Below are 26,422 nucleotides of genomic sequence, written 5' to 3' on the forward strand. Positions count from 1 at the left end.
CAACACACCCACGTCGCGCCCCCGTCACCTCGTTTGTGCTGGTCCGGCCGCCGATTCTGCGCTACAACCGGGGTCTTGCGGCAAGCCCCCAGGTGCGATATACGTTAGAAGTGGCAGGGAGTGCGATCTCCTTGCCGCTTGTTTTTTTGGGGCGGCCGGTCGTGGCGCTCACTCGTCGAGGCGCGGCTCGATGCGCAGCCGTCGACCGATCTGCCAGGAGGCGGTGGGCCAGGCCGCGACGAAGCCGGCTATCAGCCCGAGCTGACCGAGGAACCAGAAGGTCGGGGTGTCGGGTCGTGCTGGTGGCTCCGGAAAGACCATGTGATGCGCGACCGTCAGCCACGCGAACAACGCCGCCTCGAACACGGTGATGGTCAGCAGCTCGATCCTGCCCACGCGCGACAGCGCGTTCCCGACCTTCCCGATGCCGCGCCCCGGCCCGGCGAAATACCGGAAGAGCACCGCAATCGTCACGGCCGCCACATAGTCGCCGACGTAGCCGACCCAGAGCGGGTCCTCCGCCGGGTCGAATCTCACCGCGAACAGGGCGACCTCGGCGACGACGAAGCCGAGAGCGCAGTGGGCGCCGCAGCGGGACACATGGGTGACGACGATGCCCCGGCGGGGCCGTCGCGGTTGATCCCCCCGCCGACGCGGAGCGAACGCCTCGGGCCTGCCCCAGTTCCAGTAGAGGCGCACGGCGGCCGGGCCGACATAGAGGACGGTCACCAGCCAGACGATCTCCATGACCCTGACCGGCTGACGGTGCCCGCGCAGGTAGGTGTCGGCGAGGACGATCGCGAAGCTGACCCCGCCGACCGTGAGGGACGCCCACGAGAGCGCCACGAGCCACGTCGGTTGCATCCGCGCCCCCTCCGCACTCCGTTCCCAGGGCCTCCCGGAACCGAACGTGAAGGGGGATTCGCTGGCCGGCGTCGGCCGCCGAGGGCACCTCGCAGTCTGTCACGCCGCACCCGTACGAGCCGGAAGATCGGGTGTTTCCCGCCGGGCCACCACAGGTCGGGCCAGCGGGCCGGTCTCCCCGGGACCCGGTCAGGTCGAAAGGGGAGGGTCGGAGTGTCGTCGTCGCGCTGGCAGACTGGCCGCCATGGTCGACTGGCACACCCGGACGGACGTGGACAGCACCGTCACCCGGATCTCGGAACCCCACGTGCACGAGCTGCTGTCGGCGAACTTCTGGTGGTTGCGCGGCACCGACCGGGACATCGTGATCGACGCCGGGCTCGGTGTCGTCGCGCTGCGGGAGGCGATTCCGGGCCTGTTCGCGCGTGATCCGTTGGTCGTGCTCACCCACGCCCACCTCGATCACGTCGGCGCGGCGGCCGAGTTCGGTGACCGGGCCGCCCACCCCGCCGAGGCGGGGATCCTGGCCGAAGGGGTGCCGGCGAGCCTGTACGGCGCGGAACTCTTCGACAAACTCGGCATCGACCCGGCGGGAGAGGCTGTCCCGGAGCTGATGATCGATGCCCTGCCCGATCCGGGCTACGACCCGGCCACCTACCACATCGAACCCATGACCGTGCACCGCCTGCTGAATGACGGCGACCGGATCGACCTCGGCGGGCGGATGCTGACCGTGCTGCACCTCCCCGGCCACACACCGGGAAGCATCGCCCTGCTGGAGGAGCGCACCGGCACCCTGTACTCCGGCGACATCGTCTACGAGGGTGCCCTGATCGACGATCTGCCGAACTCCGATGTGGCCGCGTACCGGCGCAGCATGCAGTTCCTCGTCGACCTCGACGTGGCCGTTGTCCATCCGGGCCACGGGGACAGCTTCGACGGGACACGCCTGCGCCAGTTGGCCGAGGCCTATCTGCGTAGGACGGCCAGCTCCGCCGACGAAAAAAGCTGACCTATAGCATAATTTGCGCCGTGCCCCCCAAAAGGGAAATTCCACGGCTTACCCGCGGTTCGGGCCGGTTACTGAGCTTCAGCGACGGCGTCTTCGCGATCGCCGTGACACTTCTGGTGTTGGAGATCCAACCGCCGCACGACTTCGGGCACCTCGTCCAGGGGCTCAGGGCGCTGTGGCCGTCGTACCTGGCGTACACGCTGAGCTTCCTGCTCATCGGTCAGGTGTGGGTCAACCACCACGTGATGTTCGACCGGGTCCGGCACGTCGACCGTGGCGTCCTGTTCCTCAACACGTTGCTCCTGATGGTCATCGCGTTCCTGCCGTTCTCCACCTCTCTGCTGGCCGACGCGCTGCGGGCAGAGCAGGGGCTGCGCGCGGCGGTCGTCGTCTACGGCGGCACACTGTGGACGGCGGCGGCCCTGTTCAACGTCATTTGGGCCCACCTGCGCCGCTCCGGACTGCTGGACCCCGGCCTCGGCCCCTGCGGCGCGCGGGCCATCGGCCGCCGATTCCTCCTCGCGCTGGTCTGGATCGGATCCGGCATCCTCGTCGGCGCGTTCGTGCCGATCGCCGGCGTCGTCATCATCGCCGGTTTCCTGCCCGCCTACTACCTGCCCATCCGAGGCGAGTACGGCGAGGACGACCGCGCGCCTTAGCTGCCGAACTCGACCCCGCTGAGGGAGACGGCGCGGTACGCGGCCAGGCGTTCGGCCTGCCCGGTGACGGCCTTACGGGTGGCGTCCGACAGCCGGCGCCACGGCTGGACGGCGACCGTGAACGTCCTGCCGGACTTGCGGGGCCGCCAGGTGCCGACCAGTTCGCCGTCGACCAGGACCGCGCCCGGGCGACCCAGCACCGGCCACAACTGCTTGGCGTGGGCGCTGTCCGGCACCAGCGTCGCCCGATCCTTGGCCTGCAGGAACAGGTCGTACGGGCCGAGCAGACGGGTCCCGGTGCCGTCGGCCGACTCCAGCGCCTCCTCGTCCGCGGCCAGCAGGCAGCGCACCTCGCCGCCGACGGTCACCTCGATCACGTCGTCGGGCCAGCGTGCCTTCACGTCCTTCAGCGGGGCGTCGAGATAGTCGGCCACCTGTTTCGGGGTGGCCGGGCCGAGCAGACGCAGGTACGCGCGGATGAGGTTGAACCGGTCACCCGCGGCGGCTGCCTTGCGGAACCTGGTGATCCGGTGCAGGACCGGTGGTGAGGTGTCGAGCCGCAACTCCAGTCCGGCCCGCACGGCGGCGAGCCGGAACGGCATCTCGTAGAGGTGCGTGGCGTCGCACGGCCGGCAGAACCGCAGATACGGCTCGGGTAGCGCCGAGGCCAGGCGGCTGGAGACGTCCCCCTTCACCGTCGGTGCGCTGACGATGGCCCGCATCCGGGCGGCGATCTCGTCCAGGGCCGCGAGAGTGTCGATGCCGGCGGCCTTCAACGGCTTCGCGGCGTCGTAGACGCGCTTGCTCGCGTCGGCCTCGGAGAAGGGCTCGACCGCGGCCGCCACCTGCGCGATGTCGGCGCGGCGGTAGAGGTGCGGCGCGCCCCGCACGGTCCACAGCAGGACCACGTCCCGGTCGGACAGCGCGGTCACGTCCACCCCGCGCACCGCCAACCCCCACCGGGCGCCGTCCGGGCCGGTGTTCTGCACCCCGATGTCCAGGACGGCGGTGTCGGCGAGCGTGCCCTCATCCCGGTCGAGCTGTTGGGCCCGGACCCGGAAGTTCATCACCTGGTGCCGATCGACCATGTCTGCACAGTAGTTGCGGCGGCACGTGCGACGGGTGCGGGCGCGCAGCCCGGCGTCCGGAGCGGGGCGCACCGTCGGGACGTGCTGTCGGCACCGGACAGACAGCGTCCCCGGACCGGGGGAGGAAACTCCCTCCGCGCGGCGATCCGTTCGTCGCGCCACTCAGCCACGGTGATCCCGGAGGGCAAACGCCCGGCAAGAGACAGGGAGACGACGCTGTGACTCGACACCCACCCGCGCCGACCACAACCACCCAGCCGCCACCGACCTGGGCCCGCCGGGCCGGCCACGTGGCCTGGATCGCCCCCGTGCTGGGGTTCATCCCGCTGCACGTGCCATGGATCCTGGGCATCCCGATGTTCGCCGATCCCGACCGGTTCCGCGAGTGGTACCACGGTCGCGGGCCCGGGGTGGGGGAGCACCCCGTCGAGGGGTTTCTGGGCCTGCCGGCCGGGGCGTTCTACCTGGGTCTGCTGTGCGTCCTGGCCGGACTCGGCGGGGTACTGGCACTGGGACTCATCAAGGACTGGGGTGTGGTCTTCCCCCGCTGGGTGCCGTGGCTGCGCGGACGTCGGGTTCCGCCGTGGGTGCCGCTGACCCCGACGGTGCTGGGCTCCGCCCTGATGATCGGCTACTCGGCGACGCTGCCCTGGCAGTTCGCCGCTGATCTGTCGGAACCCGGCGGGGAGGAGATCTTCACCCCGACGGGCGTCCTGATCGGTCTCCCGCTGCTGCTGGCCTGGACGTTCGCGTTGCCGGTGGCGGGCTGGTCCTACTACCGCCGTACCCGGAGCGTGCGGGCCGCCGGGCAAATTGATCATCGTCTGGGCATCGGCTATCGTGCGCGTCCGTGAGAACTTCCCGCCTTGCCTCAGCCATGTTGATCCTTGCCGTTTCGACGGCGCTCGCCGCTTGCGGCGACACCGACAAGGCGACGACCGCCGGATCCACCACCCCCGCCCCGACGTCCGCCGCTCCGTCCTCGGCGGCCACCTCCGCCGCAGCCACGCCGGCCTCGTCAGCCGCGGCGGGCGGCGCCAACGACAAGCAGGTCTGCGAGTCGGTGAAGAAGGCCAACGACGAGATGCGGGCCGAGTTGGTGAAGGTCGCCACCACCGGCGACGCGTCGGCGGCGGACTTCAAGAAGATCCTGACCGAGCTGGAGCAGGAGGTGAGCGCGGTCGCCGCCACCGGCGACGGCAAGCTGGCCGACGCCCTGCGGGCGTTCGGCGCCGAGGCCGCGAAGGCCGCCGCCGCGGCGGACCCGGCGAGTGCCGCCGACAATCCGGCCTTCGAGAAGGCCGGCAAGGACATCAGCACCGCGTGCAAGGCCGCCGGAGTCAATGTGATCCTCTGACCGACGTCATGCGATGACGGACGGCCCCCACGCCGGAGCGGGGGCCGTCCGTCGACAACGGAGACGATGGTCAGCCGCTGGCGGGCCTCAGTCGCTGACCGGCTCGACGCGGATGGCCGGCGACAGCGCGCGCAGGAAGTCGGGAGCGTCGAACATCTCGCCGGCGGAAGCGACGCCGATGGTCCTCGTCCGACCATCGAGAATGCGCCGGGCCGCCTCCACGGCCAGGGGTGCGCTGACGGCGTAGATGTCCCGGCCACTGGCTACCACGCGGCGGGTCGCGTCGCCGCGACGGACGATGACGTCGACAGTGAACGTCTGCGCTGACCGGCCCAGCCCGTCGACAGCGACCGGCGCCGCCGCGGCAGCCAGGTCGGTGGTGGCGTCGACGGTCATGTAGGTCCGGACCTCGGGAATGACCAGGTGACGGGGAATGGTGACGACGTCGGCCATGGTGAACTCGCCGAGGACGGTGCGCCGTCCCAGCGGCGCGGGGAAGTCCCAGTCCACCCTCGGCAGCTCCCCGCCGGAGTGGTACTCCAACCGGCCCCCGGTGTAGCGGACCCGGCGGCCGGCGCGGCGCTCGCGGGAGACGACGCCCGCGGCCACCGTCCCGGCCGTCGGGTGCCAGCTGCTCAGTCCGTACGCGACGTGCGCCTCGTCGGCCGACGTCCAGTCGCCCATCGCCGTCGTCGCGAGCAGGTCACCGAGCCCGCCGAAGAAGGCCATCGCCGGGACCACCGCGACACCCGCCGTCCGGGCGCGCTCGGTGAAGTGCGTGAACGTGTCGAGGTTGGCCTCGATCTCAGCCGCCACGTCCACGTACGGGATCCCGGCGCGCAACGCGGCCTCGATCACCCCGGCGGCGGTCGACGCGAACGGGCCGGCGCAGTTGATGACCGCGTCCACACCGGTCAACGCCACGTCGAGCGAGGCCGGATCGTCGACCGACGCCACCCGGTAGCCGAGCCCGAACGCCGCCAACTGGCGCGCGTCGCGGCCCACCGGCACCGCACCGAACCCGTGCTCGCGCAGCTCCGCCATCACGAACCGCCCGGTGTGCCCGTACGCCCCGAACACCGCCACCTGGTAACCCATCGCTGCCCCCTCGAAGATCGACTGGACCCAGCGTCCCGCAGTGGTCGGCGGCCGACCAGTGTCGGGAACGCCAACCCCCGTACAGTTTCGGACATGGCCCTTGTCGCGATCGCCGCCACCGACGGGATGCTGCACTTCGAGCTGGCCCTGGCCTGCGAAGTCTTCGCCCACGACCCCTCCGGCCTGGCCGACCCCTGGTACGACGTGACGATCTGCGGCCCCGCCCCGGTCCGGGTCGGCCGCTTCCTGGTGGCGCCCGACGACGGGTTGGACCGCCTGGCCCGAGCCGACACCGTGATCGTCCCGTCGATCGAGGACGTCGACGCGGACGTACCCCCCGACCTGCTCGACGCCGTCCGCGCGGCCCACCGGGCCGGTGCCCGGATGGTCTCCCTGTGCACCGGCGCGTTCGTGCTGGCCGCCGCCGGGGTGCTCGACGGGCTGCGGGCCACCACGCACTGGGCGCACACCGAGGCGCTGACCGCCCGCTATCCCCGGGTACGGGTCGACCCGGACGTGCTCTACGTCGACAACGGCTCCGTGCTCGCCTCCGCCGGCAAGGCCGCCGCGATCGACCTGTGCCTGCACCTGATCCGCCGCGACCACGGCTCGACCGTCGCCAACGCCGTCGCCCGCCGCCTGGTCGTGCCACCGCACCGCGCCGGTGGTCAGGCCCAGTACGTCACCACCCCGGTGCCGGCCCGCGACGACCACCCGCTGGCCAACCTGTTCCCCTGGGTCCTGGCGCGCCTGGACCGGCCGCTGACCGTCGAGGACCTGGCCCGGCAGGCGAACATGAGCTCCCGCAACCTGGCCCGCCACTTCCGGTCGGCCACCGGCACCACCCCACTTCTGTGGCTGTCGACGCAGCGGATCCGTCGCGCCCAGGAGTTGTTGGAGCAGACCGACGACAGCATCGACGCCGTCGCCGAGGCGGCCGGCATGGGCACCGCCGCGACGCTGCGTCGACACTTCCACCGCACCGTCGGCGTACCGCCGGACGCGTACCGGCGCACCTTCCGGGCCACCGGGCCGGGCGTCGGCTGACCGTTCCGTTAGCTCTGGTCGGGGCGTTGCCGGGCGAACGCGTCGCGCCTGCCCCAACGGCCCGGGATGTCCAGCAGCGCGATCCGCCCGAAGGTGGCGGGCAACGCCGGGTCCACGGCCAGGTGGTCCTCGTGCGGGTTGATACCGAGCATGGTGCGGAGCAACAGCATTGTCGCCCCGCTGGACCACGCCTGCGGACTGCCGGCGGTCGGGTACCGGATCGGGAACTTGGTGGTGTCACGGTCGAACCCGCCGAACGCCTCGGGCAGCCGACCCTCGAAGTAGGTGGCCGCGGACAGGATGCCCTCGGCGATGCGGGCCGCCTCGTTGCTGAACCCGTACCGGCGCAGACCCCAGGCGATGAAGGAGTTGTCGAACGGCCAGACCGTACCGTTGTGGTAGCCGAGCGGGTTGTAGCGGCGCTGCCCGTCGGCGAACGTCCGCACACCCCAACCGGAGAACAGCGCCGGACCCATCAGGTGCTCCACCACCCGGGGCGCCCGCTCCGGTGGCACGATGCCGCTCCACAACAGATGCCCGATGTTGGACGACAGGCTGTCCACGGCGGTGCCGTCGTGGTCGAGCGCGAGGGCGTAGAAGCCGCGGTCCTCAAGCCAGAAGTCCCGGTTGAACCGCTCGTACAGCGCCGCCGCCTCGCTCTCCAGCCGCTCGGCGTAGGCCGGATCACCCCACACGGTACGGGCCAGCCGCGCTCCCCGGATCTTGGCGTCGTAGGCGTACCCCTGGGTTTCGCAGGTGGCCCTCGGGAAGCCCGGTAGCCGGCCGTCGGCGTAGGAGATGCTGTCCCACGAGTCTTTCCAGCACTGGTTGTCCAGGCCGGTGACCTGGTTACGTCGCTGGTACCAGACGTAGCCGGTGGAGGTCAGGTCCGCGTACCTGTCGATCCAGGTCAGCGCCGCCCGAGCATCCTGCTCCAACTCCAGCACCAGCGCGGTGTCGCCGCTCCACCGCTCGTACTCGTCGAGCAGCACCACGAACAGCGGTGAGGCGTCCACAGTGCCGTAGTAGGGGGAGTGCGGCTGCTCCTCGAACGCGGCGGACTCCCCGTAGCGCAACTCGTGCAGGATCCGGCCCGGGTCCTCCTCCAGCACGTCGTCGGTCCGGGCGCCCTGCAACGACGCGAGAATCCGCAACGTCGGTGGGGTCAGCGACGGCGTGACGGGCAGGGTCTGCAAGCAGGTCAACAGGCTGTCACGACCGAACAGGGTCATGAACCAGGGCAACCCGGCCGCGGGCACGCTCGCGCCGCCGAGCGACAGCGGGGCGAAGCGTAACGCCGCCAGGTCCACCAGGCTGCGGTGGTAGACCTGCTGGAGGCCGACGCTGTCGGTGTCCAGGGTCGGGGCCGCCGCGATCCAGTCCCGCATGCTCGTGGGCAGGGTGGATTCGTCCGGCCGTTGGACCCGCAGGGCGGAGCGCAGGTCGACGCCGTCCGGACGCAGCGCCAGCATGACGGCCTGCAACCGGGTCGACCACTGCTGCCCCGGGCGCAGCCGGACCGTGAACCGAAGGCCGCCCGGGTCGAACTGCGCGGGCTCACTCGCCGACACGACAACCTCACGGTGGTAGGTGCCCCGCCGGTAGCCCAGGCGCAACTCGTTCTTACCGACCTTCGTGTAGGAGGTGCCCGCCTTCTCCTCGATGTCGAACTTGATCTCGAAAATGTCGGCGAAGTCCGCTTCCACCTCCAGGCGCACGTCGAGCGTCATGTCCTCCTCGCCGTAGTTGAAGATCGTGACCGATTCGGTGAGGTCCGGGCCGATGCGCCGGCGCCGAATGGCCGACACGTCGGCCTCCACGTAGTCCACCGCCCGACCCGGCACCGCGAAGAAGGTGACCTCGAAGTACTGGCTGTCGTCCACCGACAGCGCCGTCATGCACTCACCGTCGACGGTGAGTCTCCAGCGGGACAGGAAGCGCGTGTCGGCGGCGAACAGGCCGACCGGGGTGCTCGGAGACGCCTCCACGTCCCCGCTGGCGTCGGACACCATGAAGGTGTTCCCGTCGATGCACGCCACGGTGCCCGCGATGTCCCTCATCGGTCACGTCCCACTGTCGGGACCGTCGCGTCCGGACGGGCCGGACGTTCGCGGGAACAGCCGCCCGATGCGCAACGCCAGAGCGAGATCACCGTCGACGATGATCTCGCCCCGGGTGATCGCCGCCAGACCGTTCACCTCGCCCCGCGCCATCGCGTCCGCGACCTGCGCCGACACCTTGACCACCGTGGTGGCCGGACCACCACTCTTGATCACCCGCATCCGACCATGGTCGATGTCCAGCAGCCACTGCTCCAGACGGCCGCCGTCGCGGATGTCGAACCGGACACTCCCACAGACCTTGCTGAACCGCGGATCCTGGCCGGCGACCGCCAACCGCTCGAAGAAGTCGCTGGTCTCCGACATCCCACCTCCTCGGGCGCTGGTAGCAGCCGATGCCGGCTACCCGGTTCGGGTAACACCTAACGCCGGGCGGCACCAGTGGTTCAGGGAGCGAGCGAGAAGCGGGTCCAGGTGCTGCCGTCCGTGGTGACCAGGACGTGGTCCGGCTCGCCCGTCGAGCCGTCGTCGCTACCGAAGAGCCAGGCGAAACCGGGCGCGACGCTGACCGAACTGACGAGTCGGCCGTACTCCCTGGCGACGGTGAAGTGCCGTCCGTCGTCCCGGCTGACCAACAGCCGTGCGCGGCGGTCGGTTTCGGTGCCCCCAGCGGGCGTGACCGCCAGCAGGGACCCGTCCGACCCCACCGTGAGGTCGTAGTGGATCTGATCCGACAGTTCGGCGCCCGTGTCCGTCCAGGTCTTCGCGCCGTCCGTGGTCCGCAACAGCCGCACCCCGCCACCGGTGGCCGACGGTTCGGTCAACACGTACCCTTCCCGGTCGTTCAGCCCCACCGCCGTGATCACCCCGGCGTCGTCACCCACCTCCCAGCTGGTCCAGGTCGCGCCCCGGTCGGCGCTGCGGGCGACAGTCGAGCCCTGGGTGCCTCCCATCCGGTAGGTGGCCCAGATGCTGCCGTCGGCCGCCGGGTAGAGGCTGAACAGCGGACGCCACGACGGTGCCGCAGCGGTGAGCCGGTACACCGTTCCGCTCGACGGATCCACCGCCAGCGGCTCCGACACCGGCCCACAGCCGAACCCGCAGAGCACCGGCCGAGCCGTCACCGGGAACGCCTGCACGGCGACGATCGCGGAGTTGCCGTCGCGCCAGGTGCGGCCGTAGTCGGTGGACAGGTGGGTCACCCCCGAATCGGTGACCAGATAGGACCGCTCGCCGAGGACGGAGAAGTCGGTGCCACTGCCAGGTGTCCCGGCCGCCGTGCCGGCCGCGCACCTCGTGCCCTCGAAGCGCGCCGCGTCCCAGTCCGACCAGCTGCGGCCGCCGTCGCCGGTGTACGCGAAGCGCAACACGCAGCCGTCGTGCCGCACGTCGACCCCGGAGGTCGGCCCGGTCAGCGTGAGTTGGCCGACCGACCCACCCGACGGTGGCGGCGGTTCGACCGGCGTGGCCCGCTCCGGCCCGGCCACCATCGGTACGACCGCCAGCCCGACCAGTGCGACCAGCGCGGTCGCCACCACCCCGACCGACCGGCGTCGACGGGACCGGGCCGTGGCGTGCAGCTCGTCGAGAGGCGGCTGCGACACGGCCTCGGTGATCGTGTCCAGGTCGAATCCGGAGAACTCACGATTGGACATCGATCCTCCCGGCTTGGCTAGCGTCGGCTTCTCCCGTGGTGGTGGTGTCGTCGGTGTCGGCGAGCAGCGCCGCCAGGGCGACCCGGCCCCGCGACAGCCGAGACTTCACCGTCCCGGCCGACACGCCCAGCGTGGTGGCGACCTCGTCCACCGGCAGGTCGACGAGGTAGTGCAGGGCCAGCGCGTGCCGCTGCCCCTCCGGCAGCACGCGCAGCGCGGCGAGCAGGGCGAGGTGCTCCGGGGAGTGGTCGGCGACGGCCGGCGGCGGGCCGATCCGGCGCAGCAACCCGTCCAGCACCCGACGGCGGCGGTACCGGCTGCGGGCCCAGTTGACCGCGACCCGACGCAACCACGCCTCCGGGTTGTCCAGCCCGGCGAACCGCCCCGGCGACACCAGCGCACGGGTGAACGCCTCCTGGACCGCCTCCTGCGCCTCGGTCAGGTCGCCGGTCACCGCGTACAGCTGGACCACCAGGCGTCGGAAACAGCCGGCGTACAGCTCGGAGATCAGATCGCCGTCGGACACCGCCACCCCCCTTCTCCACCACTCCCACCAACGGGCCGGGGAGAAGGTTCCGGTGGCTGGCCAGAATCCGGGTCAGCCGAGGTTGAAGTCCACCACGACCGGGGCCCGCCCGACCCGCACGCCGGTCGCGGCGTCGAAGCCGGCGGCGTCGCGGTGCCACACCGGCGGGGCGTACGCGCAGTCGCAGCGCAGCTTCACCCGCTGCCCGGGGAGCAGGCGCAGGGCGTAACCGCTGCCCACGTCCGCCACACCGGCCAGGTCCCCGGTGGCCGCGTCGAACGCGATCACCTGGGCGTAGGTGAGCAGCTCGTCGACCCGAACCTCCCCACTGAACGGCGTCCCGGCGGGCAGCGCCTGATTCAAGGTGACCGTCTGCCGGGCGCGCACCCGCACCGGCCGCGCCTGCTGCCGGCCGCCCACCCCACCGGACCACACGGTCGCCAGGCCGGCGGCGGCGAACTGGACCGGCCAGTGGTACGGGCCGAGACCGGTGATCGTGTAGCGGCCGTCGTCGTCGGTCATCGGGCCGTGGTCGTCGTACTTCGGATCCGGCACGTACGGCACCACCATGACCCGGGCGCGGGGGACCGGCGCTCCCGTCGCCGCGTCGGTCACCACCCCGACGACGGTGCCGGGCGGGTCGAGTCGGACGTCCGGCACAGCGGTCACCGCGCCGGCGCGCACCTGGACCACCCGGGCCCGCTCGCGCTCACCGGTGCCGCCGTGCCGGCCGACCCACTGCCAGCCGTGCGTCGTCGTGTCGTAGGGGCGCACCAGCAGCCGGTACCGCCCCGGGGCGACATCGCCGGTCACCAGGACACCCTGCTCGTCGGAGCAGCCCCCGTACCGTCCGAGCTGGTCCTCGCCGAGGGTGACCGCCGCCAACGCCGCGGCGTCCACCGGGACGAGCGCGGCGCAGGCCCGAGGCACCGGCGCGCCGGTTGCCGCGTCGCGCACCACCGTCCGGACGCCGCCGGGCGCGGACGACCCGGGGGGAGCCGCGGCGGCCGGCGCGGCGGCCTCCACGACGAGCAGGGCGACGGCGACGGTGGCGGTCAGCTGGCGCAGGAGTGCGCGGCTCATGGGGGTGTCCTTCCGACAGCGCGACGGGTGGGCCGACGGTAACCGCAGACAGTGATCCATTTCGGTCGATGTCGCCATGTCGACCGTCGTCGGCCGGGTAATCGTCCACGCCCGCCCGGATCGGACGTTCTCCCCCGAACCCGGCGCGTACGGCACCTGTACGACATAGCGTCACGGTGGCGGGACCACCGCCGCCCCGGCAGCGGACCGATGGCGACCGCCCACCTGAGAGGACCGGACATGAGTCGTGTCGACACTGTGCTCCTGCCCGAGTTGGACGGGCCGGTGCCGGCGACGCTGCCGCGCGCGCTCGGCCTGCTGAGCCTGGCCCTGGGCGTGGGTGCCCTGGTCGCGCCCGGACCCGTCGCGCGGATGACGGGCGTGGACGACAGCCCGGCCGCCCGGTCCGTGCTCCCCGCCATCGGCCTGCGGGAGTTGGGCAGCGCCGCCGGCCTGCTCAGCGGTCGCCGCCCGGCCGGCTGGGCCTGGAGTCGGGTGGCCGGCGACGCGATGGACCTCGCAGTGCTCGGGCGGGCCCTGGCCGACCGCGCTGGTGACCGCCGCCGCCGGGTCGCGCTGACCACCCTCGTCATCGCCGGCATCACCGCCGTCGACGTGCTCGCCGCCGTCCGCGTCGGCCGGGCCCGACGGGCCCGCGCCCGGGTGATCCGGATGGAGATCGCGGTGACGGTGAACCGGTCGCCCGCCGAGGCGTACCGGTTCTGGCGGGACATGGAGAACCTGCCCCGGTTCATGGCGCACCTGGAATCCGTCCGCGCCGACGACCTGCGCCGCTCGCACTGGATCGCCAGGGGACCGGCCGGGCACCGCGTCGAGTGGGACGCCGAGATCATCGACGACCAGCCGAACAAGTCGATCACCTGGCGGTCACTGCCGGGAAGCCGGGTGCCCAACGCCGGCCGGGTCCGGTTCGTGCCCGCCCCCGGTGACCGGGGCACCGAGGTGCGGGTGGAGTTGCGCTACGCGCCGCCGGCCGGCGCGCTGGGTCGAGCGGTGGCGAAGCTCTTCGGCGAGGAGCCCGAGCAGCAGGTCCGTGACGACCTGCGCCGGTTCAAGCAGGTTCTGGAGACCGGCGAGGTCGTCCGCTCCGAGGGCAGCCCCAACGGCATCTCCGTACGCCAGCAGGCCATGCAGCGTCCCGCCCAGCCGCTGCCGCCGTCCCGTCGCTGACCGTCCACGCTCCGAAGGGGACCGATAATGAAGGCCACCGCCTGGATGGGCGCCGACAGCGTCAAGGTCATCGACGTACCCGACCCGAAGATCATGAATGCCCGGGACGCGATCGTGCGGATCAGCACCACCGCGATCTGCGGCTCCGACCTGCACCTCTACCACGGCTACATTCCCGCGATGCGCAAGGGCGACATCCTCGGCCACGAGTTCATGGGCGAGGTGGTGGAGGTGGGCCCGCAGGTCCGCAACCTCGCCCCCGGCGATCGGGTGGTGGTGCCCTTCCCGATCGCCTGCGGGCACTGCGCCTCCTGCCAGCGGGGCCTCTACTCGGTCTGCGAGAACTCCAATCCGAACGCCGGCATCGCCGAGAAGATCATGGGGCACTCGCCGGCCGGCATCTTCGGCTACTCCCACCTGCTCGGCGGGTACGCGGGCGGCCAGGCCGAGTACGCCCGGGTGCCGTTCGCCGACGTCGGCCCGATCAAGGTGCCCGACGAGATCAGCGACGACCAGGCGGTCACGCTGGCCGACGTGTTCCCCACCGGCTACATGGGCGCCGAGATGTGCGACATCAAACCCGGTCAGGTGATCGCCGTCTGGGGCGCCGGGCCGGTCGGGCTGCTCGCCGCGGCCAGCGCCCGGCTGCTCGGCGCGGAGCGGGTCATCATCATCGACCGGTTCCCGTACCGGCTGCGACTGGCCGAGGAGCACATCGGCGCCGAGACGATCAACTACGAGTCCGTCGACGTGCTGGACACACTCAACGCGATGACCGCCGGCCGGGGCCCCGACGCGTGTATCGACGCGGTGGGCCTGGAGAGCCACCACGGCAACACCGCCATGTACGCGTACGACCGGGCCAAGCAGGCCGCGCGGGTCGAGACGGAACGGCCGTTCGCTCTTCGGCAGGCGATCCTGGCCTGCCGCTCCGGAGGGGTGGTCTCCGTCATCGGCGCGTACGGCGGCTTCGTCGACAAGTTCCCGATGGGCGCGTTCATGAACCGGTCGCTGGTCATGCGGACCGGTCAGTGCCACGTTCAGCGCTACACCCGACCGCTGCTGGAGCGCATCCAGCGCGGCGAGATCGACCCGAGCTTCATCGTCAGCCACCGGATGCCGCTGCGCGACGCCCCGAAGGGCTACAAGATCTTCCAGAAGAAGCAGGACGACTGTACGAAGGTGCTGCTCAAGGTCTGACCGGGCGGCAGGGGTGCCGGCTGGTCTGGTCAAGGTCTGACCGGGTGGCAGAGGTGCCGGCGGGGAGTGCTGCGCGTTGCCTTTGGAGCTGATGTCGCAAACGAATCAGCCCCGGCTGGTCTGGAATCTCCTGCCCGGCTGGTCTGGGATCTCCTGCTCGGGAGTCGAGCGGCCGGAGGGTTGCTGTCATAACGCTCGCGGCGCGTGATGCCGTAAGCGAATCAGCTCCAAAGGAGCCGAGCACCACCGCGACCACCATCACGACCGCGACCACCATCACGACCGCGACCACCGCTGCGACCGCGACCGCGACCACCACCGCGGGTCGCCCCCGCGTGCACATGGCGCGAACGCAGGGCGCGCCTCCCCACCGTCCGGCGGCTAGCGTGTCGCCATGGACAGTGATGGCACGCCGCTGCCGGCCTCGGCCGCCCCCACTATCCGCCTGCGGCCGGTTGCCGAGCCCGACCTGGCGATGTTCCGACGGTTACGCACCGAGCCGGGCCTGATCGGTCTGGACTGGGCCGGCTTCACGGACGCCGGCGCGCCGGCACGGCGGTTCGCCGTCGACGGCTACCTCGGCGAGGACGACGGGCGGCTCATCGTCGAGGTCGAACAGGAACGGGCCGCCGCCGGCATCGTCAGCTACACCGCGGGGCGCTACGCCGGTCGGGCGTCGTACTGGTCGATCGGCATCGTCCTGCTGCCATCGTGGCGGGGGCGGGGCATCGGCTGGCGCGCGCAGGCGTTGCTCTGCGACTACCTCTTCCAGCACACCCCGGCGCAGCGCATCCAGGCCGGCACCCACCCGGAGAACGTGGCCGAGCAGCGGGCGCTGGAAAAGGCCGGCTTCCAGTTGGAAGGAATCGTGCGGGCCAGCGAGTTCCGGGCCGGCCGGTGGCGCGACGGGTACCTCTACAGCCGGTTGCGCGACGACCCTTCCCCCTGGGAGGCGGCGACCGGAGGCTAACGCGGGCGGACTCCCGGCTCCACCGTCAAGGTCCCGGCCTCGGCGTCGATGGTGGCCCGCGCGCCGAGCGGAACGGTGAGCTGCCCGTTGCCGTGTCCCAGCCGTAACCCGCCCAGGACCGGCACGCCGAGATCGTACAGGCGGTCCTTCAGCACCCCCGCCGCGTCCCACTCACCGGGGCCGCCGACGCTGTTGGTGATCTGGCCGATGACCACCCCGGCGACCCGGGACAGCACACCCACCCGGCGCAGCTCGGTCACCATCCTGTCGATGCTGTACGGAGCCTCGTCCACGTCCTCGAAGAACAGGATCGCGTCGTCGAACCTCGGGGCGTCCTCCGCGCCGAGCGAGGTGGAGATCAACGTCAGGCAGCCGCCGAGCAGGGGACCGGACGCCCGCCCGGGCACCAGGACGGGGGCTGCCGTCTCGGCCGGATCCCTGGTGATCGTGACGGGCTCGGTGGTCATCACCGCCCTGCGCAGCGCCTCGGCCGACTCGGGGCCGGTGCGGGCGTCGTTCCAGTTGACCATGGGGCCGTAGAAGGTGACCAGGCCGATCTCGCGCCAGAGCTTGCCCTGAATGCTGGTGATGTCGCTGAAGCCGACGACCACCCGGGGATCCCGGCGCAGACCGGAGACGTCGATCCGGTCGACGATCCGCTGGGTGCCGTACCCGCCACGGGCGGCGAAGACAGCACGAACCCCCGGGTCGTTGAGCGCGGCGTTCAGGTCGGCGAGTCGCTGCGCGTCGGTGCCGGCCAGGTAGCCGTACCTGGCGAACACGTTCGCGCCCAGCTCGACCTCCAGGCCCCAGCCGCGCAGGATCTCGATGCCGCGGGCCATGTTGGTGGGGTTGGGGGTGCCGCCGGGCGACACGACCCGGACCCGGTCACCGGGTGACAGCACCGGCGCCCGCAGGACGCGCTTCGCACCAACCGGCGCGGCCTGCGCGGACGTGGCCTCCGCCGAGCCGACGAGCGCCGCGCCCCCGGCCGCCGCCGCTCCCATCCGCAGCATGCGTCGACGGGACAGGGACACCCGTGCGGGCCCCTGGATCGTGGCTGGGTCTGTTCCAGAAGCGGTCACCGGCGCGTCCCCTCATCGTGATCAGACGATGTGCGAGCGGCCCCAGCCTACGGCAGTCATCAATGCGATGCGGGGTCCACAAGGGACTGAGGTCATCCCGGCGAGCGCGCGGTGCCGGGTGACCCGTCCGGTTCGCGCCGGCTTGCGAGGCCTCGCGCGTCGACGGCGGGAAGTCCGGGTCCGCGCGCGACCCGTTTGTGGCCAGAGAGCGTGGGAACTCGCCCCGTTCGTCCGCAGGCACGCCTGACGGCATGCCGACGAGACCGAAGGAGCGGGGCATGGAGTACGAGCAGATGATCGCCACGGTACGACAGCGCGCGGGTCTCGGGGAGAACGAGGCCGTGCGGTCCATCCAGGCCGTCCTGTCGGTGCTCGGTGAACGGCTCGCCGGCCAGGAAGCCGACAACCTGGCAGCACAACTACCGGACGGGCTGGACGCGTCCGTGACCCGCAATCCGCAGGGCCGCCGGTGGGACGTCGGTGAGTTTCTCAAGCACGTCGGGGACCGCGAACAGGTCGCGAACGCAGACCAGGTGCGTCAACACGCCCAGGCGGTGCTGCGGACCGTCGCCGAGGCGCTGAATGACGACGAGCGACACGACCTGCTCGCCCAGCTTCCCGGCGGCATCACCGACCTCTTCGGTGTCCCCACCCCGCGCGGCTGAGCCCCGCGCCGACCGGGTCACCCGGGGCGTTCACGGGATCGGCCACTCGTGCACCGGCCGGTTGCTGTGCATCAGGTCCACGTAGTGCCGGACCACCTCGCGCAGCGCCGCCGGCCGGTCCAGGTGGTCGGCGGACTCCAGCCGGTGCAGTGTCTCCACCTGCCAGGTCGCCCCGTTGCGGCCGGTCAGGCAGCGCTGCTCGATGATGCCGAGCAAGCGGTCGCGCTCGCCCGGGTCGAGCCCCCACCGGTCCAGGCCGTGATGCGCCATCGGCAGCAACCGGCGCAGCACCAGCTCGGTGACCGGCAGGTAACCGAGACCCGGCCAGAAGACCTGTGCGTCGATGCCGTGCCGGGCGCAACTGGTGAAGTTCTCCTCGGCGGCGCTGAACGACATCTGCGACCACAGTGGCCGGTCCGATTCGGCCAGGGCGCGCACCAACCCGAAGTAGAAGGCACCGTTGGCGACGGTGTCCAGCACGGTCGGCCCGGCGGGCAGCACCCGATTCTCCACCCGCAGGTGCGGACGACCACGCGACACGTCGTACACCGGGCGGTTCCACCGGTAGACGGTGCCGTTGTGCAGGCGCAGCTCGGCCAGGTTGGGCACCTCGCCGGCCGCGAGCGCCTGCGCCGGGTCCTCCGGGTCGCAGACCGGAAGCAGCGCCGGGAAGTAGCGCACGTTCTCCTCGAACAGATCGAAGACGCTGGTGATCCAGCGTTCGCCGAACCAGACGCGGGGGCGTACCCCCTGGGCTTTGATCTCTTCCGACCGGGTGTCGGTGGCCTGCTGGAACAGCGGAATGCGGGTCTCGCGCCACAGCTCCCGGCCGAAGAACAGCGGCGAGTTCGCGCCGACGGCGACCTGGATGCCGGCCACCGCCTGCGCGGCGTTCCAGTAGTCGGCGAACTGGGCCGGACTGACCTGCAGGTGGAACTGGGTGCTGGTGCAGGCCGCCTCCGGGGTGATCGTGTCGGCGGTGACCGCCAGGCGTTCCACCCCACTGATGGCGATCGGCAGATCCTCACCACGGGCCGCGAAGATCTGCTCGTTGAGCAGCTTGTAGCGCGGGTTGGCCGACAGCGTCTCGGCGGTCAGGTGCTCGGGGCGCAACGTCGGCAGGATGCCGATCATGACCATGTGCGCGCCGATCGCCCGGGCCTTCACCTCGGCGGCGTTGAGGCTGGCCCGCACGTACTCCTCGAAGTCGGCGGTGCCGGTGCCGGTCAGCCGGCGCGGCGGCACGTTGATCTCGATGTTGAACTGGCCCAGCTCCGTCTGGAAGCTCTCATCGGCGATGGCCGCCAGCACGTCGGCGTTGCGCATCGCCGGGTTCGACGCCTCGTCCACCAGGTTCAGCTCGATCTCGACGCCGGTCATCGGCCGGTCGAGGTCGAAACGGGACTCGCGCAGCATCTCGGCGAAGACGTCCAGGCAGCGGCGGACCTTGTCGCGATAGCGGGCCCGATCCTCCCGACTGAAGGTTCGCACACCGACGTCCTCGCCCATGGTCACCACCCCGTCACCGCTGGTCCCCCTAACCTCGCACTGATCGGCGGGCAGGGGAAGGCCCGATGGTCCTTTCCTACCCAGCCGCCCGCCCCGCCACCCCGGCCAGCGCCGACCGATAGCATTGCGGCCCGAGAGGTGGTGGCGTGCGAATGCGCGAGAAGGTGACCCGGCTGTTCGTCGCGGCGGCGATCGCCGAGGCCTGCTCCTGGCTGGCCCTGCTGGTCGGCATGCTGGTCAAGTACGGCCCGACCGACAACGAGCTGGGCGTCAAGATCTTCGGGCCGATCCACGGCGGCCTGTTCGTCGCGTACGTCCTGCTGGTGCTCGCCGTGGCCCGGCTGCACCGCTGGAGCCTGCTGGCCACGGCGGTGGCCCTGGCCAGCGCGGTGCCGCCGTTCGCCACCCTGGCCTTCGAGCGCTGGGCCCGCCGCCGCGCAATGCTCGGCGTCGACCGGCAGCCGGTTCGCGAGCCCGCCCCCGTCGGCTGAACCGGCAACCGGCGGACGAGCCCGCCGGACCGGTCAGGTCAGCGCGGAGCAGGCCACCACGCCGGCCAGCAGCAGCGAGCCCAGGAACGCCTGCAACAGCAGCGGTGGCCCGAGGTGCGACCAGAGCGTCGCGGTACGCGGGGTCAGCAACTGCCCGGTGGTGAGGTTGACGATCCGCTCGATCCGGGGCGGCAGGTCCGGGTCGCGTTGCGGGCGCACCGTGAGCTGCACCTGATCCGCCGGGTGCAGGGCGCTCTGCGGCAGGTGACCGTGCAGCTCCACCTCGCAGAGCTGACCGGCCGTGTTACGCAGCCGCACCGGTGTGACCAGGTATTCCGGGCCCTGCTTCAGCTCCTTCCAGCGGCGCCGGGTGCCGCCGCCGCCGAAGGAGAAGAGCGAGCGCAGCAGCAGGGCCGGCAGCCGGGCGACGGCCGCCGCGGCGAGCACCGCCACCAGCACCGGCTGACCGATGCGTACCTCCCGGGTGTAGCCGTCGAGTAGGCGGATCAGCCGCCCGGTGACGATCCGTTCCGTCGGGTACACGATCCGTCGGGTATCGAGTCCGCTGTCCATCTCCACCACCGAGAGTCCGCTTGTGTTCACAGATCGTATCGACGTCTTCGGTTGAACGACGTGAATGAAACCTGGTCACGGGCTCACGGCCGCGAGGTGACATCCCCGACGACCCGGGTAAGCGGGGGGCCGAGCTGGAAAGGGGTCGAGCATGCAGCTGTCCTTCCTGCGCCCGCTCTACGACCGTCCCGGGCCGTGGTGCTCGGTGTATCTGGACGCCTCCGCCGACACGGAGGACGCCCATCCCGCCCTGGATCTGCGCTGGCGTGCCCTGGAACGCAGGCTGGCCGAACAGGGCGCGGACGAGGCGGACATCGCCGCGCTGGACCGGGTGGTCCGAGGCCACGACCCGATGGTCGGGGACTACGGCCTGGCGGTCTTCGCCAGTCACGGCCGGGTGGTGCTCTCCGAGTACCTGTCCGCGCCACCACTGCGCGACCTGGCCCACGTCGGCCCGCTGCCGCACGTGATGCCGCTACTCGCCCAGCGCGGCGAGCAGGTGGCCTGGGTGCGGGTGGTCGCCGACCGGGTCGGCGCCGACGCGATGGCGGTCAGCGCCGGCGGGGTGCCCCGGCGGGCGCACGTCGCCGGCCGGGACGAGTACCCGCTACGGCGGGCGAAGCCCGGTGGCTGGTCCCAGTCGCGCTATCAGCGGGCGGCCATGGAGGCATGGCACCAGAACGCCGGCGACGTCACCGCGGCGACAGTGCAACTGGCTGACCGGGTCGGTGCGGACGTGGTGGTGGTGGCCGGCGACGTCCGGGCCACCGGCATGATCGCCGCCCAAATGCCGGAGCGCTGGCAGGACCTGGTGGTGCGCACCGATGCCGGGTCCCGGGCCGGCGGCGCCGACCAGACGATGCTGGACGACCTCACCGTGCAGACCATCGCGGAGATCGCCGACCGGCGGATCAGCGCCGCGCTGGACAAGTTCGGCGTGCAGGAGGACGTCGGCGGCGGCCTCGACGCGGTCGTCTCGGCCCTGCAACGCAACCAGGTGGACATGATGCTCATCGTGGACGACCCGTCGGCCAACGGTGAGCTGTGGATCGGTGCGGAACCCACCGAGATCGCCGTCGACCCGGGGCAGCTGGCCGCCATGTCGGTGGCCGACCCACAGCGGGTACGCGCCGACGCGGCGCTGGTCCGGGCGCTCGTCGGCACCGACGCGGCGCTGACCGTGCTCGGGCCGGACGAGGCGCCGGACCTGACCGACGGCGTGGGCGCGGTACTGCGCTACGTCGACCCCAGCACACCGGGGCGCGGCAATGGTTGACCGCTCGGTGGCCGACGTGGTGGTGGAGCGGCTCCTGGCCTGGCGGGTGCCCCGCGCCTTCGGGTACCCGGGGGAGGCGATCGCCCCGCTGGTCGACGCGCTGGACCGCACCGGCGGGGAGCCGGCGTTCGTCCCGGCCCGGCACGAGGAGACCGCCTCGTTCATGGCCACCGGGCACGCCAAGTTCACCGGCGGCATCGGGGTCTGCCTCGCCACCCAGGGGCCCAGCGCCGTCCAGCTGCTCAACGGCCTCTACGACGCCAAGCTGGACAGCAAGCCGGTGGTGGCCATCGTCGGTGAGGACATCTCCGGGCCGCTCGGTGGCGCGCACCAGGAGATCGGGCTGAGTCGGCTCTTCGCTGACGTGTGCAACCAGTTCGTCCGGTACGGTCGCCGCCCCGAGGAAGTGGGGGCGTTGCTGGACCAGGCGTTCCGGACGGCGGCGGCGACCCGCAGCCCGACCTGCGTGGTGCTGCCCCGGCAGTTGCAGGAGGCGCTGGTGCCCGACCCGCAGACGTACGGCGCCGGGGTGATCACGGCGACCCCCGGCGAGCCGCTGGCCCGGGTCCTGCCGCACGAGGCGGACCTGGACGCCGCCGCGCAGCTGCTCGGCCGCGGCCAGCGGACCGCGATCCTGGTGGGCCAGGGTGGTCGGGACGCCGCCGCCGAGATCATCGAGATCGCCGACCGGCTCGGCGCCGGGGTGGCCACCTCCCTGCTGGGCAAGCCGGTGCTCGACGAGCGGTTGCCGTTTCACACCGGGGTGCTCGGCGAGGTCGGTACACCGGCGGCAGCCGAGCTGATGGGTGGCTGCGACACCCTGCTGATGGTCGGCACCAACGACCCGTGGACCGACTACTTCCCGATGCCGGAGCAGGCGCGCACGGTGCAGATCGACATCGACGGCCGTCGGATCGGCACCCGGTACCCGGCCGACGTGCCGTTGGTCGGTGACGCCGCCGAGACCCTACGGGCGCTGCTGAGCCGGGTGCGCGGTCGGCCCGAGCAGCAGTGGCGGGCCACCGTGGAGAGTTCGGTGGACCGGTGGCGGGAGGCCGCCGCCGAGCGGGCCGCCGCCGCCGCGAACCCGGTCAACCCGCAGCTCGTCCTGCAGGAGTTGTCCGCCCGGCTGCCCGGCACCGGCGCGGTAGCTGTCGACGTCGGCTCGGTTCTCTACTGGTACGCCCGGCACCTCACCCTGCCACCCGGGGTCAACGCGCAGCTGTGCGGCACTCTCGGGTCGATGGGCTGCGCGCTGCCGTACTCGGTGGCGGCCAAGCTCGCCGCCCCGGACCAGCCGGTGGTCGCGCTGGTCGGCGACGGCGCGATGCAGCTCAACGGGCTCGCCGAGCTGATCACCGTGTCGCACCTCTGGCAGCGGTGGAGCGACCCTCGGCTGGTGGTGCTGGTGCTCAACAACCGGGACCAGAACGGGATGGGTGGCGGGCGCGAGCCGTCGTCCGACCCGACCCACCGCCGGCCCGACGTGCCGTACGCGGGCTGGGCCCGGCTGCTGGGGCTGCACGGGGTGCGGGTGGACCGTCCGGAGCTGGTCGGCGCGGCCTGGGACGAGGCCCTCGCCGCGGACCGGCCCTGCGTACTGGAGGCGGTCGTCGACCCCGCGGTGTCGCTGGCGCCGCCGGAGCCGGCGTTCGCCGACCTGCGCGGCCTGTACGCCGACGGTGCCCCCGCCCGGAAGGTCCGGGAGCAGGTGGAGGTCACCGCGAACTCCCAAGATCTCGTTTAGCCGCTCCTGACCTGGGCATCAGAAGCGGCCCCGACGACGCTGGAGGTCCCATGCCCGAGCCGGCCGACCGCCGCTACGGTCCCGCGCCCCTTCCGCGGTCGCGCGGCCCGCTCTCCGCGGCGGTACTCGAGGCTCTGCGGCGGGCGCCGCACGACCTGCCCACCGGACTCGGCGTCGACCTCGACCCGGCGGACCCGATCACCGACGAGGACCTCCAGCTGACCCTGTTCCTCTGCTACGAGCTGCACTACCGCGGCTGGCGCGGGGTCGACGAGTCGTGGGAGTGGCAGCCGACACTGCTCGCCCTGCGCGCGCGCTGCGAACAGCTCTTCGAGGCGGCGCTGCGCCGGCTGGTCGGCAGGCCGGCGGTGCCCGCCGCCGGGGTGGCCGCCGGCCTGGCCGAGTTGGCCGCGGCCGACGACGGGCCGTCACTGGCCGCGAACCTGCAGCGCCGCGCTGACCTCGCCCAGTTCCGCGAGTTCGTCGTGCACCGTTCCGTGTACCACCTGCGCGAGGCCGACCCGCACAGTTGGGCGCTGCCCCGCCTGGGTGGGCCGGCCAAGGCGGCACTCGTGGAGATCCAGACCGACGAGTACGGCAATGGCCGGCTGGACCGGATGCACGCCGAGCTGTTCCGGTGCACCCTCGACCGGTTGGGCCTGGACACCGGTTACGGCGCCTACCTGGACGCCGTGCCGGCGGTGACCCTGGCGACCAACAACCTGATGTCGCTGTTCGGGCTGCACCGGCGGCTGCGCGGCGCGCTGCTGGGGCACCTCGCCGCGTTCGAGATGACCTCCTCGTTGCCGAACCGGCGTTACGGCAACGGGCTGCGCCGGCTCGGCTTCGACGAGGTGGCCACCCGCTTCTACGACGAGCACGTCGAGGCCGACGCGGTGCACGAGCAGATCGCCGCCCACGACATGTGCGGCGGCCTGGTCGCCGCCGAACCGGCCCTCGCCCCCGACGTGCTGTTCGGCGCGGCGGCCGGGCTCGCGCTGGACCGGCTGTTCGCCGTCCACCTGCTGGACAGTTGGGCCGCCGGTCGCAGCTCGCTGCGCCCACCCGCTCCGCCGGCTCTGCCGCCGACCGTCCCGATCCTGGCGTCGACCCCGGTGGCCCCGTCGGCAGTCGCCCCGCCGGCCCCGGTCGCGCTCGTCTGACCGGAGAAGCTGCTCGCGCTGCTCGCGCTGGAGCCGGTGGGGTACCGCCGGCTCACGCGCGGGCAGAGGTAGGACCCTTGCTTCGTCCTTTGCTCTGCACCCACCAAGGCGACGGTTACGGACCGTGTCTGGTGCCTGGGTGGGTGCAGAGCAAAGGACGCGTACGTGGGGTGTGGGTCCCGCGCGGGGGCCTCCGCTGACCAGGGCGGGTGCAGAGCGCAGCCGATTTGTGACGGTCGGGCCTTCCGGAGCGTGCTCTCGGAGCGTGACGGGGCGACGTCGGGTCAGCCCTCGCGGGCGGTGCCGGCCCGGAAGTTGATCGCCTTGTGGGTGCCGTCGCAGAACGGCTTGAGCGCCGACTTGCCGCACCGGCACAGCGCCACCGTGCCGCGCCGCGCGTCGATGCGTTCGCCGTCCGGGGTGACCAGCGCGAAGTCGCCGCGGACCAGCAGCGGTCCGTCCTCGTACGGGGTGATCGTGGCGGCGGCGGGCTCGCTGGTGTCGTCGGTGCGCATGGCCCCGGAAGTGCCCGCCCTGACCCTGCCGAAACCCGCGCGACCGAACGCCGGTGATGACCGGGGCACCCCGCTGACCAGCGGAATGTGCCGCCGGGTGGGTGATGCCCCGTTTGAACCCCATCGGGACGGGAAGCCGGGCCGCGTGGTGAGCGAACGAGGCAAGGTGGGGCCGGTGCACAAGGTGCACAAGGGGCTCACGGCCGATGGCGCCGGTCTCGCCGGCGACCGGGTCGTGGCAGCGGGCAGTTGCGCCCGGGTGCTGGTCGCCGCCACCGCGCGGGCGCTGCGCGGGGTCGACTGCGCCGACCTCGGGCACACCGGGCCGACGTCGCGCTTCCCCGGCGCCCCCGAGCCGGTACGCCGCGCGGCCGCCACCCGCGCCGCCGGCCGGGTCGCGCTGACCGTGGCCCAGATCGACGAGGTGGACGCCGCACGGGTGGCCCGCTGGTTCGTCGACCAGTACCCCCGGCGGCGCTACCCCGGGGTGCTGATCGGCTCCCCGCACGGCGCGGTGGCGCACCTCGCTGTCGCTCTCGGCGTGCCGTGGCTGCCGGCGGGCTTCGAGATGACGGTGCACTGGTCCGAGGGTGGGGTGGACCGCCCGGCGGATGCCGTGGAGCACGGCGCGGCGCTCGCCACCCGGTTGCTCGCCGGCAACGCCGACCTGCACCTTCGTCAGGTGCACTGCCCGGCCAGCCGTGGCGCGCTGACCGGGGCGACCGTGTCGCTGACCGCCGCCTGGCGGGCCCTACCGACCGCGTACGCGCAGTTTCTGGCCGACCGGCTGATGCCGGGTGCGCCGGTGCTGCTCGTCCGCGACGCGCGCACCTGGCCGGCGCTGGAGCGCGCCCCGGGGCACAGCTTCCAGGTCGGCTGCCCGGGCAGCGGGCTGGACCCGGTGGACTTCCACCCGGACAGCCACGCCCTGCGGCAGGTGCTGCGTTCCGTCGGCGGCGACGCGACCCGGTGGGAGCCACCGGAGGTGTCCGTACCGTCGGCGGACGCCGAGCACGCCGTCGACCCGGGCTTCGAGCTGGCCGTGCGGGACTGGACGGCCCGGCACCAGCACCCGCTGCACCGGGTGCTGGTGCCCCGGCCGGCGGCGCTGAGCGCGGGCGTCGCCGACCTGTACCGGCGGTGGCTGCGGCGCGCCGGCAAGACCGGTGACCGGTTGGTGGTGGAATGCGGCCGGCTGCTCGACCCGTGGCAGGTGGTGCGGGCAGGGCTGGTGCCGTACTGGTGCGAGAACGCCACCCGCCGCAGCGTCGACGAGGCCGAGTGGTGGTTGGCCGGCAGCGAGGCGTTCAGCTCGGTGGACGTCCTGCCCGAGCCGCCCGGGGTGCGCTCGCCCGCGCTGGCCGGCCTGCCGCAGTGGCTGGCCGTCGCCGGGTTCGGCCGGCGGCGTCGGGCGCTGGACCGCACCACCGCCCGGGGCTACCCGGTCACCTCGGTGCCCACCCGCCGGGCCACCGAGGTGCTACGCGCCCAGCCGTACGACCTGCCCGCGCCGCCCCCTCTGGGGGTCGCCGAGGCGTTGGCCGTGCTCCGCGACAGCGGCGGCCACCAGGGGTTGTTGGTCTCCTGA

Annotated in this window: 26 protein-coding genes; 14 read left to right on the top strand and 12 right to left on the bottom strand. The window is 72.3% G+C overall.

All coding sequences use genetic code 11. From position 1 onward, the window contains the following. Window positions 1–168: 168 nt before the first annotated feature. Window positions 169–864, bottom strand: a complete 696-nt coding sequence (locus QSK15_RS15420) for a DUF4396 domain-containing protein (protein WP_285794880.1) — start codon at window positions 862–864, stop codon at window positions 169–171. Between the two features lie 244 nt (window positions 865–1,108). Here QSK15_RS15420 and QSK15_RS15425 point away from each other — a divergent pair, with 244 nt between their 5' ends. Next, the gene (locus tag QSK15_RS15425) at window positions 1,109–1,876 is read left to right on the top strand and encodes an MBL fold metallo-hydrolase (RefSeq protein ID WP_285794881.1); all 768 of its coding nucleotides are present in this window, start codon (window positions 1,109–1,111) and stop codon (window positions 1,874–1,876) included. 20 nt (window positions 1,877–1,896) lie between these two features. Next, a complete protein-coding gene (locus QSK15_RS15430) occupies window positions 1,897–2,535 on the top strand; it encodes a TMEM175 family protein (RefSeq protein WP_285794882.1) in 639 nt (212 codons plus the stop codon). Here QSK15_RS15430 and QSK15_RS15435 read toward each other — a convergent pair. Further along, window positions 2,532–3,623: a winged helix DNA-binding domain-containing protein gene (locus QSK15_RS15435; RefSeq protein ID WP_285794883.1), complete on the bottom strand. Its 1,092-nt coding sequence runs from the start codon at window positions 3,621–3,623 to the stop codon at window positions 2,532–2,534. The two genes, QSK15_RS15430 and QSK15_RS15435, sit on opposite strands and share 4 nt — an antisense overlap. Window positions 3,624–3,841: 218 nt before the next feature. Between QSK15_RS15435 and QSK15_RS15440 the strand changes: the two genes are divergently transcribed. Together QSK15_RS15440 and QSK15_RS15445 are read left to right on the top strand one after the other, a co-directional pair. Next, complete coding sequence (locus QSK15_RS15440) at window positions 3,842–4,477, top strand: hypothetical protein (protein WP_285794884.1); 636 nt, start codon at window positions 3,842–3,844, stop codon at window positions 4,475–4,477. Window positions 4,478–4,500: 23 nt separating this feature from the next. Next, window positions 4,501–4,980 (top strand): hypothetical protein, encoded by a 480-nt coding sequence (locus QSK15_RS15445; protein WP_285794885.1) that lies wholly within the window; start codon window positions 4,501–4,503, stop codon window positions 4,978–4,980. Window positions 4,981–5,067: 87 nt separating this feature from the next. On the opposite strand, the gene QSK15_RS15450 is transcribed toward QSK15_RS15445, so the two are convergent. Next, window positions 5,068–6,078, bottom strand: a complete 1,011-nt coding sequence (locus tag QSK15_RS15450) for a saccharopine dehydrogenase NADP-binding domain-containing protein (protein ID WP_285794886.1) — start codon at window positions 6,076–6,078, stop codon at window positions 5,068–5,070. Window positions 6,079–6,171: 93 nt separating this feature from the next. Between QSK15_RS15450 and QSK15_RS15455 the strand changes: the two genes are divergently transcribed. After that, on the top strand, window positions 6,172–7,125 hold the full coding sequence (locus tag QSK15_RS15455) for a helix-turn-helix domain-containing protein (protein ID WP_285794887.1): 954 nt from the start codon (window positions 6,172–6,174) through the stop codon (window positions 7,123–7,125). A gap of 8 nt (window positions 7,126–7,133) precedes the next feature. Here QSK15_RS15455 and QSK15_RS15460 read toward each other — a convergent pair whose 3' ends face one another. The 5 genes from QSK15_RS15460 to QSK15_RS15480 form a co-directional block, all read right to left on the bottom strand. Then, on the bottom strand, window positions 7,134–9,185 hold the full coding sequence (locus QSK15_RS15460; RefSeq protein ID WP_285794888.1) for an amylo-alpha-1,6-glucosidase: 2,052 nt from the start codon (window positions 9,183–9,185) through the stop codon (window positions 7,134–7,136). 3 nt (window positions 9,186–9,188) lie between these two features. Next, complete coding sequence (locus tag QSK15_RS15465) at window positions 9,189–9,551, bottom strand: SCP2 sterol-binding domain-containing protein (protein ID WP_285794889.1); 363 nt, start codon at window positions 9,549–9,551, stop codon at window positions 9,189–9,191. An 80-nt stretch (window positions 9,552–9,631) separates the two neighbouring features. Then, a complete protein-coding gene (locus tag QSK15_RS15470; protein WP_285794890.1) occupies window positions 9,632–10,840 on the bottom strand; it encodes a WD40/YVTN/BNR-like repeat-containing protein in 1,209 nt (402 codons plus the stop codon). Beyond that, window positions 10,827–11,366 (bottom strand): RNA polymerase sigma factor, encoded by a 540-nt coding sequence (locus tag QSK15_RS15475; RefSeq protein WP_285794891.1) that lies wholly within the window; start codon window positions 11,364–11,366, stop codon window positions 10,827–10,829. The genes QSK15_RS15470 and QSK15_RS15475 overlap by 14 nt, the downstream gene beginning before the upstream one ends. A 72-nt stretch (window positions 11,367–11,438) precedes the next feature. Further along, complete coding sequence (locus tag QSK15_RS15480; protein ID WP_285794892.1) at window positions 11,439–12,449, bottom strand: carboxypeptidase regulatory-like domain-containing protein; 1,011 nt, start codon at window positions 12,447–12,449, stop codon at window positions 11,439–11,441. Window positions 12,450–12,689: 240 nt separating this feature from the next. Here QSK15_RS15480 and QSK15_RS15485 point away from each other — a divergent pair, with 240 nt between their 5' ends. The 3 genes from QSK15_RS15485 to QSK15_RS15495 all read left to right on the top strand — a co-directional run bounded on the left by QSK15_RS15485 (window position 12,690) and on the right by QSK15_RS15495 (window position 15,810). Beyond that, the gene (locus QSK15_RS15485; protein ID WP_285794893.1) at window positions 12,690–13,640 is read left to right on the top strand and encodes an SRPBCC family protein; all 951 of its coding nucleotides are present in this window, start codon (window positions 12,690–12,692) and stop codon (window positions 13,638–13,640) included. 27 nt (window positions 13,641–13,667) lie between these two features. Then, on the top strand, window positions 13,668–14,840 hold the full coding sequence (locus tag QSK15_RS15490) for a zinc-dependent alcohol dehydrogenase (RefSeq protein ID WP_285794894.1): 1,173 nt from the start codon (window positions 13,668–13,670) through the stop codon (window positions 14,838–14,840). Window positions 14,841–15,234: 394 nt separating this feature from the next. Beyond that, a complete protein-coding gene (locus tag QSK15_RS15495; protein ID WP_285794895.1) occupies window positions 15,235–15,810 on the top strand; it encodes a GNAT family N-acetyltransferase in 576 nt (191 codons plus the stop codon). On the opposite strand, the gene QSK15_RS15500 is transcribed toward QSK15_RS15495, so the two are convergent. After that, the gene (locus tag QSK15_RS15500; protein WP_285794896.1) at window positions 15,807–16,826 is read right to left on the bottom strand and encodes a S66 peptidase family protein; all 1,020 of its coding nucleotides are present in this window, start codon (window positions 16,824–16,826) and stop codon (window positions 15,807–15,809) included. The genes QSK15_RS15495 and QSK15_RS15500 overlap by 4 nt on opposite strands. Window positions 16,827–17,173: 347 nt before the next feature. On the opposite strand from QSK15_RS15500, the gene QSK15_RS15505 reads away from it, so the two are divergent. Then, on the top strand, window positions 17,174–17,560 hold the full coding sequence (locus QSK15_RS15505; protein ID WP_285794897.1) for a DUF2267 domain-containing protein: 387 nt from the start codon (window positions 17,174–17,176) through the stop codon (window positions 17,558–17,560). Between the two features lie 30 nt (window positions 17,561–17,590). On the opposite strand, the gene QSK15_RS15510 is transcribed toward QSK15_RS15505, so the two are convergent. Next, complete coding sequence (locus QSK15_RS15510; RefSeq protein WP_285794898.1) at window positions 17,591–19,069, bottom strand: glutamate-cysteine ligase family protein; 1,479 nt, start codon at window positions 19,067–19,069, stop codon at window positions 17,591–17,593. A 152-nt stretch (window positions 19,070–19,221) separates the two neighbouring features. Between QSK15_RS15510 and QSK15_RS15515 the strand changes: the two genes are divergently transcribed. After that, window positions 19,222–19,560, top strand: a complete 339-nt coding sequence (locus QSK15_RS15515) for a DUF3817 domain-containing protein (protein ID WP_279516400.1) — start codon at window positions 19,222–19,224, stop codon at window positions 19,558–19,560. A gap of 33 nt (window positions 19,561–19,593) precedes the next feature. Here QSK15_RS15515 and QSK15_RS15520 read toward each other — a convergent pair whose 3' ends face one another. Beyond that, complete coding sequence (locus QSK15_RS15520; protein WP_285795133.1) at window positions 19,594–20,142, bottom strand: hypothetical protein; 549 nt, start codon at window positions 20,140–20,142, stop codon at window positions 19,594–19,596. 142 nt (window positions 20,143–20,284) lie between these two features. Between QSK15_RS15520 and QSK15_RS15525 the strand changes: the two genes are divergently transcribed. Genes QSK15_RS15525 through QSK15_RS15535 form a run of 3 tightly spaced genes read left to right on the top strand, consistent with a single transcriptional unit; the run spans window position 20,285 to window position 24,319 of the window. Further along, on the top strand, window positions 20,285–21,409 hold the full coding sequence (locus tag QSK15_RS15525; RefSeq protein ID WP_285794899.1) for a baeRF2 domain-containing protein: 1,125 nt from the start codon (window positions 20,285–20,287) through the stop codon (window positions 21,407–21,409). Further along, a complete protein-coding gene (locus QSK15_RS15530) occupies window positions 21,402–23,156 on the top strand; it encodes a thiamine pyrophosphate-binding protein (RefSeq protein ID WP_285794900.1) in 1,755 nt (584 codons plus the stop codon). Before QSK15_RS15525 ends, QSK15_RS15530 begins: the two co-directional genes overlap by 8 nt. Before the next feature lie 50 nt (window positions 23,157–23,206). After that, window positions 23,207–24,319 carry an iron-containing redox enzyme family protein gene (locus QSK15_RS15535; RefSeq protein ID WP_285794901.1) on the top strand — a complete coding sequence of 371 codons (1,113 nt, stop codon included), beginning with the start codon at window positions 23,207–23,209 and terminating at the stop codon, window positions 24,317–24,319. A 284-nt stretch (window positions 24,320–24,603) separates the two neighbouring features. Here the strand turns inward: QSK15_RS15535 and QSK15_RS15540 are convergent, their stop codons facing one another. Further along, on the bottom strand, window positions 24,604–24,834 hold the full coding sequence (locus QSK15_RS15540) for a CDGSH iron-sulfur domain-containing protein (protein ID WP_238672129.1): 231 nt from the start codon (window positions 24,832–24,834) through the stop codon (window positions 24,604–24,606). A gap of 145 nt (window positions 24,835–24,979) precedes the next feature. Between QSK15_RS15540 and QSK15_RS15545 the strand changes: the two genes are divergently transcribed. Next, window positions 24,980–26,422, top strand: coding sequence for a hypothetical protein (locus QSK15_RS15545; RefSeq protein ID WP_285794902.1), 1,443 nt, complete (start codon window positions 24,980–24,982; stop codon window positions 26,420–26,422).

Origin of the sequence: Micromonospora sp. NBRC 107095, assembly GCF_030269705.1 — a bacterium.
GTDB classification, from domain to species: Bacteria; Actinomycetota; Actinomycetes; order Mycobacteriales; family Micromonosporaceae; genus Micromonospora; species Micromonospora parva.